The sequence below is a fragment of the Burkholderia sp. D-99 genome (assembly GCF_011605345.1).
Classification (GTDB): Bacteria; Pseudomonadota; Gammaproteobacteria; order Burkholderiales; family Burkholderiaceae; genus Burkholderia.
In genome coordinates, this window is the sequence record NZ_JAAOXM010000001.1 from 683,500 (window position 1) to 698,447 (window position 14,948).

10 protein-coding genes are annotated in these 14,948 nt (G+C 68.4%); 2 read left to right on the forward strand and 8 right to left on the reverse strand.

Annotated elements, in window-relative coordinates:
- Positions 1-52: 52 nt before the first annotated feature.
- Genes tagF through tssJ form a run of 5 tightly spaced genes read right to left on the reverse strand, consistent with a single transcriptional unit; the run spans position 53 to position 7,596 of the window.
- Positions 53-748, reverse strand: a complete 696-nt coding sequence (gene tagF / locus HAV18_RS03010; RefSeq protein WP_208101663.1) for a type VI secretion system-associated protein TagF — start codon at positions 746-748, stop codon at positions 53-55.
- Positions 730-4,356 carry a type VI secretion system membrane subunit TssM gene (tssM, locus tag HAV18_RS03015; RefSeq protein WP_166952555.1) on the reverse strand — a complete coding sequence of 1,209 codons (3,627 nt, stop codon included), beginning with the start codon at positions 4,354-4,356 and terminating at the stop codon, positions 730-732. The genes tagF and tssM overlap by 19 nt, the downstream gene beginning before the upstream one ends.
- A gap of 1 nt (position 4,357) precedes the next feature.
- Positions 4,358-5,680, reverse strand: coding sequence for a DotU family type VI secretion system protein (locus HAV18_RS03020; protein WP_166952558.1), 1,323 nt, complete (start codon positions 5,678-5,680; stop codon positions 4,358-4,360).
- Between the two features lie 15 nt (positions 5,681-5,695).
- On the reverse strand, positions 5,696-7,084 hold the full coding sequence (gene tssK / locus HAV18_RS03025) for a type VI secretion system baseplate subunit TssK (RefSeq protein WP_166952570.1): 1,389 nt from the start codon (positions 7,082-7,084) through the stop codon (positions 5,696-5,698).
- Positions 7,081-7,596: a type VI secretion system lipoprotein TssJ gene (tssJ, locus tag HAV18_RS03030; protein WP_166952572.1), complete on the reverse strand. Its 516-nt coding sequence runs from the start codon at positions 7,594-7,596 to the stop codon at positions 7,081-7,083. The genes tssK and tssJ overlap by 4 nt, the downstream gene beginning before the upstream one ends.
- Before the next feature lie 632 nt (positions 7,597-8,228).
- On the opposite strand from tssJ, the gene HAV18_RS03035 reads away from it, so the two are divergent.
- Both HAV18_RS03035 and tagH read left to right on the forward strand, forming a co-directional pair.
- Positions 8,229-8,615, forward strand: a complete 387-nt coding sequence (locus HAV18_RS03035) for a TssQ family T6SS-associated lipoprotein (RefSeq protein ID WP_166954112.1) — start codon at positions 8,229-8,231, stop codon at positions 8,613-8,615.
- Between the two features lie 44 nt (positions 8,616-8,659).
- Positions 8,660-10,075 (forward strand): type VI secretion system-associated FHA domain protein TagH, encoded by a 1,416-nt coding sequence (gene tagH / locus HAV18_RS03040; RefSeq protein WP_166952575.1) that lies wholly within the window; start codon positions 8,660-8,662, stop codon positions 10,073-10,075.
- 61 nt (positions 10,076-10,136) lie between these two features.
- Here tagH and HAV18_RS03045 read toward each other — a convergent pair whose 3' ends face one another.
- From HAV18_RS03045 to HAV18_RS03055, 3 genes are all read right to left on the reverse strand, one after another.
- Positions 10,137-11,609, reverse strand: coding sequence for a diguanylate cyclase (locus HAV18_RS03045; RefSeq protein WP_166954114.1), 1,473 nt, complete (start codon positions 11,607-11,609; stop codon positions 10,137-10,139).
- Between the two features lie 430 nt (positions 11,610-12,039).
- On the reverse strand, positions 12,040-13,485 hold the full coding sequence (locus HAV18_RS03050; RefSeq protein ID WP_166952577.1) for an NAD-dependent succinate-semialdehyde dehydrogenase: 1,446 nt from the start codon (positions 13,483-13,485) through the stop codon (positions 12,040-12,042).
- 152 nt (positions 13,486-13,637) lie between these two features.
- Positions 13,638-14,936, reverse strand: a complete 1,299-nt coding sequence (locus HAV18_RS03055; protein ID WP_166952580.1) for a cytochrome c — start codon at positions 14,934-14,936, stop codon at positions 13,638-13,640.
- Positions 14,937-14,948: the final 12 nt, after the last annotated feature.

Here is a 14,948-nt window from a genome sequence, read left to right on the forward strand (position 1 = left end):
GCGTCCTTTCCGCCCGCCGCGCCCGGCGGCCCGCCGTCCTTCAGCCAGGCCGCTAGCCGCCGCCGAACAGCGTCAGGAACAGCGCGTTGTCGGGCGAGCCCGTGTGCGCGTGGGTGCGCAGCGGCGATCCGTCCGCGCGGTTGGTCCACCAGAAGCTGGTGCCGCCATGCGGATCGAAGTAACCGGACAGCCCCGGCCACGCGGCCGGTGCCGGCCGCTCCGGCAGCGGCGCGGGCGTGCCGTCGGCGAGGTCCGCGTGGTTGTCGTGACCCGGCGCGAGCCGCACGCGTTCGAGGGTCCGCTCGAGATCGCCCGGCGCGCGCGCATGGCGGATCGCGTCGAGCAGCGCCTGGCCGACCTCCCAGTAGAACGTGTCGGCGGCGTCCGGCAGCCCGCTCCAGTAATCGGCCGCGCGCATCGGCAGCGTGACGATCACCGGGTAGTAGCGCCCCACGCGGTCGCAGCTCGGCGCGAGGCAGCCCGGCTGCACGCACGACGCGCCGGCGCCTGCCGGGATCAGGAAATTCCAGACCGGCGCGACCGTGTAATGGCGCTCGATCTCGTCCGCGCCGCGCTGGCGCATCGCGGCCATTCCCTGCTGGAGCCAGCGCTCCCACCACAGCGCGAGCGCATGCGGCAGCCGGCTGTTCACGAAGTCGCCGGCGCCGGGAATCTTCCCGTACCAGGCCGGCGCATCGCCGTCGGTACGCGTGAACGGCGGTGTCGGGCTCATGGCTTCGGAGGGCATGTAAAGGACTCCATCTGGGGCAGCCTGAACGGGTTGCGGACACTGCCCGCATTCACCTGCAGCACGATCGGTTTGCCGTCGACCGTGAAGCGCGCAATCATCTGGTCGGAGCCGCGCCCGGCCGATACGCCCGCGCGGTCGAACAGCCGGTGCAGCGCCCACGGCCCGTCGGTCGTGAAGCCGTCGGTCGCACCGGCCTGCCCCGACACCTGCAGCCGCACCTGGTTGCTGCCGCGCGGGCCCGGCCAGTCCACCGCGCTCTGCACGAGCGGGCCATGCGCGTAGCGGACGATCTGCCCGTCGACGTCGAGCACCATCTCCGTGATCGACGGGTCCATTTCGAGCGGCTGGACCTGCACCTTCAACTGCGCGGTGCGCGCCCCGCCGCCGAAATAGACGTCGCGGATCACCGCGGCCTTCTCGAACGACGCGAGCATCGCGGCCGCCGACGGATCGGCATCGGCATTGCGGTTCGCGAAGCGCCACGGGTGCGACGTCGTATCGACGATCGACTGCAGGTTCTTCTGGAAGAAGTCGTCCATCAGGCCGCCGGGCGCGAACATCTGCGCGAAATCCGCCGGCGCGACGTCACGCGACGATCCGCGCGCGAACGGATAACGCCCCGCGATCGCCTGGCGGCAGAAGTCGCCCACATTCGCGCCGGCCCGCGTCGCGACGCTGCGCTGCTCGACGGTCGCCACGCTGCCGTTCGCGACGTTCGACAGGTCGTCGAGCACTTCGCGGAACGGCGTCGGCAGGCGGCCGGCCTGGGCGCGCAGCTTGGCAGGCGCGTCGGACGGCGGCGGCTGTGCGCCGCTCCGCAGCGCGTCGTCGGTGGCCGTCAGGTACGTGTACAGCGCATCGATCGACTTCAGCACCTCATTGAACGCCTGGGCCTGGTCGCCGCTGCCCGGCGCGAACGTGCGCAGCCCGGCGAAGTGGCTGTCGACGATCTGCTCGGGGCTCGCGGGCGCCGCCGCGGACGCGTTCGCATCGCTGCCCTGGCTCGCGAAGATCTGCGACAGCGAGCTGCGCGCCTCGTCGACCTTGTCCTGCGCGCGCGCGGCGAGGTTGCGGGCCCCGCCCGGCGCATCGCCGAGCGCCGTGTCGCGGGCGAGCGCGACCATCAGCCGCGTGAGCGGCGAATCGGCCGACGACAGCGCGCGCGCCACCTGAATGCTCTGCGCGAGCGTCGCGGTGCGCTGCAGCTTGATGTCCGCGAGATAGTCATCCCAGATCTTCAGGTAGTCGTTCAGGTACAACTGGCGGATATCGCGCGCCCACGCGGCCGCGTCGTTCGGCCCGGGAATCTCGGAGAGCCCGAGGTTCAGCACCCACACTTCCTCGCGCCCGTACGCGTCGACCTCGCTGGCCAGGCGCGGCGCGAACACGTTGCGATAGCCGTTGCGCGTATAGAGGCCCGGCACGCCTTCCGACAGCGGCTTGCCGCCCTGGCGGCGGAACACCAGCGACGCGTCGGGGCCGACTGCCCGCGCGACGCTGAAGTCGAACGCGGAGGTGGCCGGCCGCAGCGTGAGCGTGAGCTGCCGGTACAGCCGCTGCGAGAACGGCACCTGCCGCAGCCGGTCGCGCACGTCGGCCACGAGCCGCTCGTTCATTGGATACGGCGACACCGCGACCCGATTGCCGAACAGCGCGGCGAGATGCGCGCGCAGCGCGGTGCGTTCGGCCGGCGAGAAATCGGGCGGCAGCGCGCGTTCCATTTCGAGATCGACGACGGCCTGCACGAAGGCCGGATCGTAGTGCGCGCTGTCGTACAGCATCAGGTACGCCTTCAGCGCCGCATACGCGAATTCGGTCTCGTCGGGCCGCGCGTCGCGCAGCGCGGCCTCCATCCGGCTCGCGGCGATCGGCAGTAGCACGTCTTCGAGCGCGCGCCGGTACACGGCGTCGACGGCTTCGTCGATCTTCTCGCCCTGGAACAGCCCCCACCGGTACGCGAGCGGCGGATGCTGCAGGTCGACGCCGCCGGTATTCGCGAGGCCGCCGAGTGCGTCGAGCACGGGCAGCAGGCGGGCGACGTCGGCCGCATCGGAGAATTTCGCGCCGGCGATCTGCGCATCGACGGCCGGCACGCGCGCGGCGATCTGGTCGAGATACGCGCGATTGTTCGAATAGCTGCGCAGCCACGCGGCCAGCACGGCCACGCACAGCAGCGCGAGCAGCACGTAGCCGGCGATCTGCAGCACGCGCCGCTTCTGATGCCAGCGCAGGTCGCTGCCGGCGAGCGCGGCCTCGCGGAAGATGTGTTCCTGCAGCAGCGACTTCAGGAAGAAGCTGCGGCCGGTCGAGCCGACCTGCGCGACCGGCGGCACGCCCTCGATCTTCAGGAAGCGCTTGATGCCGCTCATCACGCGATCGAACGCGGTGCCCTCCTGCGTACCGCTTGTCAGGTAGACGCCGCGCAGCATCGGCATCGGCTCGTAGCTCGATACGGAAAACACCTCGGCGACGAACTGCCCGAGCATGTCCTGCAGGTCGGCGATCTGCTGCGGCAGCAGGTACGTCATCTCGCGCTGGCGCGCGTCGGTCTGCGCGGCGAGCAGTTCGGGCAGCCCGTCGTTCAGCCGCTGGTGCAGCAGCCGGTATTCGCGGTCGAACGCCGCGCGCAGGTCGAAACCCGGCGCCTCGCTTTGCGCGAGCGGGAACGTGAAACCCCACACCTGCGCGCACTCCGTGCGGCCGTAGCTGCTGAAATACTCGGCGAAGCCCGCGAGCAGGTCGGCCTTCGTCACGAGCAGGTACACGGGAAAGCGAATGCCGAGCTGCGCGCGCAGTTCGAGCAGCCGCTTGCGCAGCACCATCGCGTGCTGTGTGCGTTCGGTCTCCGACGCGCCGAGCAGGTCGGCGACGCTGATCGTCAGCATCGCCCCGTTCAGCGGCTGGCGCGTACGGTATCTCTTCAGCAGGTCGACGAAGCCTTTCCACTCGGCCTCGTCGAGTGCACGGTTGCCCTCGTGCGTCGTATAGCGGCCGGCCGTGTCGATCAGCACCGCGTCGTTCGTGAACCACCAGTCGCAATGCCGCGTGCCGCCCACACCGCGAATCGCCGCGCGGCCGAACTGCTCGGCGAGCGGGAAACTGAGCCCGGAATTCACGAGCGCGGTGGTCTTGCCCGAGCCCGGCGCGCCGATGAACACGTACCACGGCAACTGATACAGGTACTGGCGCGACATCCGGTCGAACCAGCGCGGCAGGCCCTTGCGCACGGTGTCGGCCTGCCCGAAGCGAACCTTCTTCAGCAGCGTCGCGGCTTCGTCGAAGCGGCTGCGCAACTCGTCGAGCTGCGCTTTCGCCGGATCGTCGGCGGTGGCGGGCCCGGGCGCCGCTTCGCGCAGCTGGTTCAGCAACTGCGCATTGAGCCGGCCGGCGCGCCAGCTGCGCCACGCGACACGCGCGCCCCACACGATGAACAGCACCGCGATCGTCAGCCCGCGCGCCCAGCCGCTTTCGAGCGGCCGGACTTCGGCGAACGCGAACAGCGGGCCCGCGAGCCACACGAAGCATGCGAGCACGACGAGACCGGCGAAGGTCCAGATTTCCCGCGACGGCAATGGCCGGACGAAACGCGCGACAGCCTGGTTCATATCAGTTGGCCCCCTGCGTTGCGCTCGCGCCGACGGCGGCACTGCCGGGCGCCGGCAGCAGCGTGATCTCGACGCGCCGGTTCAGCGCGCGGTTCGCGGGCGAATCGTTCGGCGCGACCGGATCGAGCGTGCCGCGCCCTTCCGCCGCGAGCCGTTCCGGATGGTCGAGCCGCTCGGCGATCATGCCGCGCACCGCTTCCGCACGTTCGCGCGACAGGTCCCAGTTCGACGCGAAGCGCGCCGTATGCACCGGCGTGTCGTCCGTATAGCCGGTCACGCGCACATTGCCGGGCACCTTGTTCAGCGCATCGGCCACGCGGGCGAGCACCGGCACGTAGCGGTCGATCACCGACGTCGAGCCGGACTTGAACAACCCGTCGCCGCGCAGCACGATCACGCTGCGATCGGCGTCGTCGCGCACCGACACGAGGCCGGCAGCGATCTCCGGTTCCAGGAACTTCGCGATGCGCGGGGCCGACGCCGGGCGCGGCGGCGCTTGCGCGGGCTGCAGCTTCGGCACGTGCAGCGCGTCGATCGACGCGAACAGCCGGTCCGAATGCCCGGCGAGCGCGATCCGCAGCCCGACGAACACGCCGAAGCCGATCAGCAGCGCGAGCGCCACGCACACCCACAGCGGCACGACGAACCGGCGCGCAACGTCGCGCGTGACGACGTCGCGCCAGTGCGGCGACAGCGCAGGCTCGAACTCGCCGCGCACCGAGCGGATCGTCAGCGCGAGCTGGTGGCGTAGCGCGTCGAGCTGCGCGTGACCGTTGTCGAGCACGCGATAGCGGCCCTCGAAGCCGAGCGCGAGACAGAAATACAGCAGCTCGAGCAGGTCGAGATGCTGGCGCGGCTGCTGCGACAGGCGTTCGAGCAGGTGGAAGAATTTCTCGCCGCCCCAGGTCTCGTTGTGGAACGACACGAGCAAGCTGTGCGACGACCACACGCTGCCGCCCCATGGCGTCAGCGCCGCCGCCTCGTCGAGCGCCGTGCACAGGCAGTAGCGCGCGCCGATGATCGCTTCCGACGGCACGCCGGCCTCCTGCGCACGCGCCTCGAACTGCCGGATCTCGACGACGAGATGCTCGCGCAGCCACGCCGGATTCGGGTGATGGACGGTCGAGCGGATCTGCGGCACGAGGTTGAGCAAGGGATTCGCCGCCGCGACGAGCGGGTTCGTGCCGCTCGCGGCCCAGCGCCCGGGGCGCGGTTGCGTCGCGGTCGGGCCGGCCGCGCCCGCCGCGGCCGGATGCATGCCGCCCGGATTCGGCGGCACGAATCCGCCTGCGCCCGGGGAGATCGAATCGGAGGTGGAATTCATCGCGTCGCCCCGCCCTCACCCGCGTATCGCCCAGAACTCCATCGAGAGTCCAGGGAATTCGCCGGCGAAATGAAAAGCGAGACCGCCGGAGCGCGCCAGCTGCTTCCACAGGTCGCTGCCCTTGTCGATCTCGAAGTACGTATGGCCCGCGTGATACGGGATCTGCCGCGGCGCGACCGGCAGCTGGCGCATCGTGATGCCCGGCAGCTGTAGCTGCACGAGATCGCGGATCCGCTCGACCGGCCCGAGCTTCGCCTGCGCGGGAAAACGCGCGCGCAGGCTGTCGGCCGGCACGTCCGCGCGCACCGCGAGCACGAAGCCGGCCGTGTCGCGCAGCGCCGGGTCGGCCAGCGTCGCGACGCGGATGCCGTTGCCCGCATCGCGCAGCTCGATCTGGATCGCGTTTTGCTCGAGCACCGTCGACAGCGACCGCCGCAGTTCGGTCATCAGCGCCGCGAAGCTCGTGCGCAGGTCGTCGTGCACGTAGACGGCGAGCGACTGCGGGCGCCGTCCGGCCGCCGTGAACGTGCTCAGGTCGCACGCGAGCTTCAGCCAGTCGCAGAACAGCGCTTCCGGGTGCGTCGACACGTGCTGCTGCGCATGCCAGGTCAGCGCGAGATAGCGGTTCACGAGCTGCAGCAGCAGGAAGTCCGCCACTTCCGACACGCCGCCGCGGCCGGGCTCCGACAGCCGTTCCGCGAGCGCTTCGCTGCGTTGCGTGAGCAGTCCGTGCAGCTCGCGCGCATAGGCCAGCAGCACGGCGTCGTGCTGTGCGACGAGGCGCGGTGGAATGTAGCCGTCGTCGACGAGCAGTCGCGCATCGGTGCGCCGCTCGACGATCCGTGCGACACCGAGTGCGTGCCAGTCGCCGGTCAGCTCGGCCTCGAGCATCAGCCGCACGTTCAGGCGCCCCGTCTGCAGCAGTGCGGGACCGAGCGCGACCGCGTTCGCGTCGGCCACTTCGTATTCGCGCACGACGTAGCGCGCGACCTCGCCATTGCCGTTCGCGGCATTGACGCCGCCTGCACCGAACGACACCTCCTCGCCGCCGCCGCGCCACAGCGGCAGCGCGAGCACGACGAGCTGGTCCTTCGCATCGGCCGGCACGTCGAGCGGTTCGGGGAGATCGTCCGGATGGGACAGGTCGAACGGCGTGCCGTCGCGCATCACGCCCGACGCGGTGCGCAGCGCGACCTTGCCGAGCGCCAGTTGCTCGCGATCGAGCTCCAGCGTGTCGAAGCCCCAGTAGAAGCCTTGCAGCGGCAGGCAGCGCAGCGCGACGTAGCGTTCCCAGTGCCGTTCGAGCTGCTGGAAATGCTGCGGCCGCAGGAACATCCCCTCGGTCCACACCACCCGCTGGCGGAGCGCCGCGACCGGTGTCGCGGACATCGTCGGTTCGGTCATGGGCGCCCCTTCGCATCGTTCAGTGCGAGGCCGCCATTCCGTACGGCGATCGACAGCTTCAGCTCGCCCGGCGACGTTTGCCAGAACTTGTAGAGATTGAGTTGCTTCGCGCGCGGCAGCGGCACCGTCAGACGCCAGCGGTTCTTTTCGAGCATGCGGTATTCGGCGACCACGCCAATCGCGCCGGCCTCGACGTTGCCGCGATAGTGCAGCGTGCGCGACTCGCCCGGCCGCAGGATCACACGGTCGGTGCCGAGCAGGTCCGCGCCGAGCACGTTCTCCGGCTTGTCCTGCAGCGAGAAGAAATCCGCGCTGTCGAACGACGCCGCCGCGCGGAGCTGGAACACCTTCAGCACGATCGGCGACGGCTTGCGGTTCATGTCAGGGTTGACGTCGGGCGCGACGTCAACCGTGATCGCATACGGTACCGCCGCGGCGTGCTCCGTCGCGCCGCATCCCGGCAACAGCATCACGCATCCCCATACGATGAAACTGCTCGACCGCCATTGCATATTCCACCCTCGCCACCCAATAACCACTCGCCGGTTTTCGACTGCGAAACCGGATGATCTGATTGAAAAAAGGGACAATTAATTGATCGGTAATTGTGTAACCAGCATATCCATCCATCACAATCAATATCGGCAAATTATTCTTGTAAAAAGCCGGGTCGTATCATTCAGGGTTTTTGAAAGTAGATTTGGCGAGATGATGGGCAATTGAATTTTGATTGGTAAATTAATGGCAAAAGTTAATCCGACCGGCGCGCCGCTGGCGGCCCGGTTCTGTGGCGTGGACACCTGTCGGACGGGCCCGGGGCGCAAGCCGGCCGGCCACCGAGCAAGGGACGCTCGCGACGCTGATGGTGTGCCAGGCTATTCGTTTTGCACGAACGGACGATCCGGTTTTTCGTGCATTGACGCGCGCTGACCAAACAACTGACGAATCCGAAAAACACAGCGAACTATAGGCCGTTTTTCCGGATTCTCAAGCACTGAAATTCGTAGTCGATTCGGCATTCAGGTGGAAATGGATCGACTAAATGAAACAAAAAGTAACAGGCGGTTCGGTGCCGATGATTGGCACTAGAATCCAACAGCGCTTGTGTGCCACCTTCCAATTACGCCAATCTTTAATTTCAATAATGAAAGGTCGTTCATCGCTCGTTATTTGCCTCGGCGCCTTGTTGCTGGGGGCCGGCGGGTGCAGTACGTCCCCGACACAGTCGGCTGCACGCGCGACGATCGATAGCGCGCGCACCGCGTACGACAGCGGCGACTACGGGCGCACGATCGCGCTGCTGAGCCACGCGAAGGAGATCGACGGCGCCGACACCGACACGCAGGTGGCCGCGCACAAGCTCCTCGCGTTCAGCTATTGCGTGACGAACCGCATCACGCCGTGCCGCGCCGAGTTCTCGAAAATTCTCGACCTCAACCCGCGCTTCGACTTGTCCCCTGCCGAGAAGGGGCATCCGATCTGGGGGCCCGCGTTCGAATTCGCGCGCCGCAGGCATGCGTCGTCGTCCTGAACGAACCGGTTTCCACGCGAGCGCTTCACCGAGCGACGTATGACATGCAACTGATCGTGATCGAACATGCCGGCGAGCCGGTCGAAAACGACTCCTACGACGCCGTCGTGTTTCATCCGCCAGGCGGCACCATCGGCCGGGCCAGCGACAACCATCTCGTGTTGCGCGACGACACGCGGCAGATTTCGCGGCTGCAGGCGCTGCTGCAGGTCGGCGACGACGCCTGCCTGCTGAAGAACCTGAGCAGCGTATCGACGATCGAGGTGAATCGCGAGCCCGTCGGCTATGCGCAGGAGCGCCCGCTCAACACCGGCGACATCATCCGGATCGGGCCGTACGTGCTGCGCGCCGAACGTGACGACGGTGGCGATGGCGTCGATGCATCGGTCATCGACATGGCGACCGATGCCGGCAAGCACGTCGACGCACCAGCGCAGGCTCGGGCGGCAGCGGCACCCGCGCACGCATCGTCTTCGCATGTCGATACGAAAGGCGCCGGCAACCGGCTGTGGGGCCTCCTCCAGGATCGTCTCGCGCCGCGCGGCAAGGCGGCGGACGCCGGCACACGGCCAGGCGGCCCCGCCCCTGCGCACGCTGCACCGCCTGCGCCGTCGCAGCGCGACCTGAACCAGCTGTCGACCGATCCGCTCGACCTGTTCGCGCAGTCGACGGGCGATATCGGCGCAGCGGGCACGGCGGCGCACGTCGATCGTGGCCACACGGATCGCGAAGCGTCGTCCGCGACGCAGGCCGACCATGCTCCCGAGTGGACGCAGCACGTGCGCGTGCAACCGGCCGCCGCGCGCACGGAGTCGCGACCGGCCGACGAACCGGCGCCGCATGCGGCGCGCGCGCCGACGCCGGAGGAACTGCTGAGCGCGTTCTTCGAAGGCGCGGGGCTCGATACGGCCGCCGAATCGCATCAGTGGTCGGCCGAGCAGCTGTACATCGCGGGCCAGTTGCTGGCGCTGTTCGCGAACGGCACGGTCGAGCTGCTGTCATCGCGCAGCATCCTGAAGCGTGAGGTGAAGGCGCACATGACGATGCTGCTCGATCGCGAGAACAACCCGCTGAAACTGTTGCCCGACGGTGGCGCGGTGCTGCGCCAGATGTTCGGGCTGCCGCTGCCGGGCTTCATGTCGCCGCAGAGCGCGGTCAGCGATGCATTCCAGGATCTGCATGCGCACCAGATCGGCATGGTCGCCGGCATGCGCGCCGCGTTGATGGATCTGCTGACGCGCTTTTCACCGCAACGCCTGCGCGAGCGCGGCGACGCGATGCGCTGGTACGAGAAGCGCGTGCCCGTGCTGTATAAGGCGAGGATGTGGGATCGCTACGCGGCGACCCATCGCGACACGGTGTTCGCGATCGAGGACGATTTCGCGTCGGTGTTCGGCAAGGCGTTTCTGGCGGCGTACGACGCCGAGGTGGAAAGCTATCGCGGCAGCGGCCGGCATTGAGCGTCGAACGTCACGCCCGCCGTCGGTAGCGGGCGATGCGTGCCGGCGGTGGCGTCAGGTGTCAGGTGTCATGCGAGGCGACCTTGTTTCGCCCCGTTTCCTTCGCGTGGTACAACGCCTCGTCGGCCGCCTTGATCACCGACTCCACCTCTCCTTCCTGCTCTGGCGCCCAGCTTGCCACGCCGATGCTCGCGGTCACGCGCCCGAATTCGCTTTCCGCATGTTCGATCGCCAGCCCGTCGATGGCCGCACGAATCCTTTCGGCGATCTCGGTCGCGCCGGTGGTCGGCGTATCGGGCAGGATCACGACGAATTCCTCGCCGCCATAGCGGGCCGCGGTGTCCGCGGGGCGCCGGATGTTGTCGCCGATGCATCGCGCAACCGCCGCCAGCGCGTCGTCGCCGGCCTGGTGGCCATACGTGTCGTTGTAGGACTTGAAGCGGTCGACGTCGACGAACAGCAGCGAAAACACCGACCGGGCCCGGCGTGCGCGGCGCCATTCGAGGTCCAGCACCTCCCCGAACGAGCGGCGGTTGTTGAGCCCGGTGAGGCCGTCGGTGCGCGCGAGCATGACCAGCTCGGATTCTGCCCGCATCCTGCGCCGCAGCTGTGAGCCCAGCAAAAAGGACAGCACGATGAACGCCGCGCCGAAGGTCGCCACCAGCGCGCCGATCGTGATGGCCCGGCGCCGCCACGCGGCGTAGATGTCCTGCTCCGCCTCGGCGACCATGATGATCAGCGGCAGGTGCGGCAGTGTCTTGAAGTAGTAAAGGCGGCGCACGTTGTCGATCGTCGAGGTGTCGACGAACGAGCCTTCCGGCGCCGTCAGGAAGTGGCGAAACGTCGCCGCCTTGCTGATGTCGCGACCGATGGTGTGCACGTCGTACGGCTGGCGCATGAACATGATGCCGTTCGTGCCGACCAGCGAAATCGCGCCGTGCGAGCCGAGCGCGAGGCCGGCGAACAGCGTGTGGAAATACTCGAGATTGACCGCGATCATCACGATGCCGCCGAACGAGCCGTCCGGATTCGACACGCGGCGCGTCAGCGCGACGCTGAGCGAGCCGCCACGCAGGCGGGACGCATAGGGATCGCTGATGAACAGCCCGGCGTCCGGATTGTCCCGGTGAACCGTAAAGTACTTGCGGTCGCCGAAATTGCCCTGTCGCGGCACGTCGTTCGCCGAATCGAGGATGATGTTGCCGGCCGAATCCAGCACGAGCATCGAGCCGAGAAATTTCGCCGTCATCGCGTGATCGAACAGGACGCCGCGCCGCAAGGCCGGCGAGGCCGCCATGACGTCCGGCCGCTGGAGACCCTGGATCACCGCCTCCAGCGACAGGCCGTACAGCTCGATGTTGCGTTCGATGTCGCGCTCGGCGACGAGCGCCAGATTCCGCGACGTATCGCGCGCGCGATCGAGCGCATCGTGACGGCTCTGAAACAACTGCAACACGCAGAGGCCCATCAGCGCGCACGCTATCAAGGTCCCCGCCAGCACAACGTAGTACGGCGCTGCCGACCGCGGATGCATCCGTGTCCTCTCAGATTGGCCCGGCGCTGACGCACCGGTTGTTATGGTTTGTTCTGAATAACCTATACCAAAAAGTGTGACATCCGGGTACGAGGTGCAGTCCGTACTTGCCAGGTGGCTGACGACGTGGCCTGAACGGTGTCGAGCGAATCGTGTTTCGCTCGGGCCGGCAGCGGGTGCCGGCGCTCGTTCACCGAGGGGCGTCGCGTGGCGTGACGTGCGTCGCTGCCGATGACGGAATCGAAACAATCCGTTCGCAGTGGTACGCGTATTGCAATTCCCGTCCGGTTGCCATGCGAATGCACGGCCGACGGTAAAAGCTGGCGGGAGACCGGGCGCGCCGTTGCGCGTTGCGCAACGTGAGTGCGGCCCGGCCCGCGCCGATCGCGCGCACGACACCAACGGCGTCGCGCACGCGATCGATCGGCCGTCAGACGGCCATCACCGTCACCGACTTCGTGACGAGGTACGGTTCGAGCGCTTCCGGCCCGCCTTCCGACCCGTAGCCCGAGTCCTTCACGCCGCCGAACGGCATTTCCGGCCACGGCGTCGCCGGCTGGTTGATCCACAGCATCCCGACTTCGAGGCGCTGCGTGAGCAGGTGCACGTTCGCGAACGAACGCGTGAACGCGTAGCCGGCGAGACCGAACGGCAGACGGTTCGCTTCCGCGATCGCATCTTCGAGCTTGTCGAAGCCGCGGATCGCCGCGACCGGGCCGAACGGCTCGTTGTTGAACACGTCGGCTTCGAGCGGCACGTTCGCGATCACGGTCGGCGCGAAGAAGTTGCCTTCCGAGCCGATCCGCTCGCCGCCGGTTTCGATGCTCGCACCGACCTTGCGCGCGTTGTCGACGACCGACGCCATCGCGGTGAGGCGGCGCGGGTTCGCGAGCGCGCCGAGCGCCGTGCCTTCCTCGAGGCCGTTGCCGACCTTCAGGCTTTCCGCATGCTTGACCAGCGCGCGCGTGAATTCGTCGCGGATGCTGTTGTGCACGAGAAAGCGCGTCGGCGAAATGCAGACCTGCCCTGCGTTGCGGAACTTCGCGCCGCCGGCGGCTTTCACCGCGAGCGCGACGTCGGCGTCCTCGGCGACGATCACCGGTGCGTGGCCGCCCAGCTCCATCGTCGCGCGCTTCATGTGCAGGCCGGCCATCGCGGCGAGTTGCTTGCCGACCGGCGTCGAACCCGTGAACGTGACCTTGCGGATCACCGGGTGCGGGATCAGGTACGACGAGATTTCCGCCGGATCGCCGTACACGAGGCCGATCACGCCGGACGGCACGCCCGCGTCGACGAACGCACGCAGCAGCGCGGCCGGCGACGCCGGGGTTTCTTCGGGTGCCTTCACGAGGAACGAGCAGCCGGTTGCCAGCGCGGCGCTCAGCTTGCGCACGACCTGGTTGACCGGGAAATTCCACGGCGTGAAGGCCGCGACCGGGCCGACCGGCTCCTTCACGACGGTCTGCTGCGCGCCGAGGTTGCGCGGCGGCACGATCCGGCCGTACACGCGGCGGCCTTCGTCCGCGAACCATTCGATGATGTCCGCCGCCGACAGCACTTCGACGCGCGCTTCGGTGAGCGGCTTGCCCTGTTCCTGCGTCATCAGCTGCGCGATCGCGTCGGCGCGTTCTCGCACCAGCGCGGCCGCCTTGCGCATCGTCGCCGCGCGTTCGTGCGCGGGCACCTTGCGCCACGCTTCGAAGCCGCGTTGCGCGGCGGCGAGCGCACGGTCGAGATCGGCGATGCCCGCGTGGGCCACCTTGCCGATTACCTTGCCGGTCGCCGGGTTCACGACGTCGATCGTCTTGCCGCTCGCGGCGTCGACCCACTCGCCGTCGATCAGCAGTTGCGTATCCGTATAAGTCACGTTAGCCATCCAGACACCCCTACATTGCGTCGATAAACGCGCGCTGCCGCGAACGGCCGCGCGCCGGTTGACAGAAAAAGCCACACCGCCGGGGCAGGCACGCGCCCGGCGGCGTCGACGGCAGGCACGCCGGCCCGCCATCGTTCCGCATGGGGCCGCGCTCAGCGCGCGGCCGCCGTCGCCTTGCGGAGTTTCGCGACGTCCGCCGCCTGCACGGCCGGCGCGCCGTTGTTCCAGCCGGCGCGCATGAACGTCAGCACGTCGGCGATCTGCCGGTCGTTCAACTGGTTCGAGAACGCCGGCATCGGATACGCGGACGGCACGCCATCGATCACGAGCGTCTCGCTGCCGTTCAGCGTCACGTTGATCAGCGACGCGGCATCGGCTTCGAGCACGTTCGGATTGCCGGCGAGCGGCGCAAGCAGCGGCGCGTAGCCGCGCCCGTCCGCGCCGTGGCAATGCAGGCAGTAAGCGTTATACACCTTCGCGCCCGGATCGGCTGCCGGCCGGCCCAGCGCTGCCTGCGTCGCCTTCGGATCATAGCTGTACGGCGGCGCGCCCGTGCCGCCCGCGGCCGGCAGCGATTTCAGGTAACGGGAAATCGCGGCCAGATCGTCGTCGGTCAATGCCTGCGTGCTGTGATTGATCACGCTGACCATCGAGCCGAACGCGGTGGCGTGCCGGTTCGCGCCGGTCTTCAGGAACTGCGCGACTTCCGCCTCGTTCCAGCGGCCGAGCCCCGTGTTGGGCTCGCCGGTCAGGTTCGATGCGAACCAGTCGTCGATCGGCGCACCCGACAGGAACGCCGCGCCGCCTTCGTCGAGCGCCTTCTCCTGGAAGCCCACGCCGCGCGGCGTGTGGCACGACCCGCAGTGCCCGAGCCCCTGCACGAGATACGCGCCGCGGTTCCACATCGCGTCCTTGGCCGGCTTGTCGGCATAAGGCGTCGTATCGAGGAACACTGCGTTCCACAACGCGAGCGGCCAGCGCATGTTGAGCGGCCACGGGATGTCGGACGGCCGGTTCACCTGCTTCACCGGTTCGACGCCGTGCATGAAGTACGCGTACAGCGCCTTCACGTCGTCGTCCTTCAGCTTCGCGTACGACGGGTACGGCATGGCCGGATACAGGTGATGACCGTCCTTCGCGACGCCCGCGCGCAGCGCGCTCGCGAATTCTGCTTCCGTATAGCCGCCGATGCCTGTCTCGGGGTCGGGCGTGATGTTGGTCGTGTAGATCGCGCCCATCGGCGTGACCATCTTCAGGCCGCCGGCGAACGGTGTGCCGCGCGGCGCGGTGTGGCACGCGACGCAGTCGCCGGCTTTCGCGAGATACGCGCCGCGCGCGACGAGCGCGCTGTCGGCCGGTGCAGCCTGCGCGGCATGCGCGGTCGGGCCGGCCAGCATGGCGGACAGCGCGAGCAGCGACGCGCGGAGCGTAGTCAGGGTGAGGTTTCGCATGATCGTCGCCTC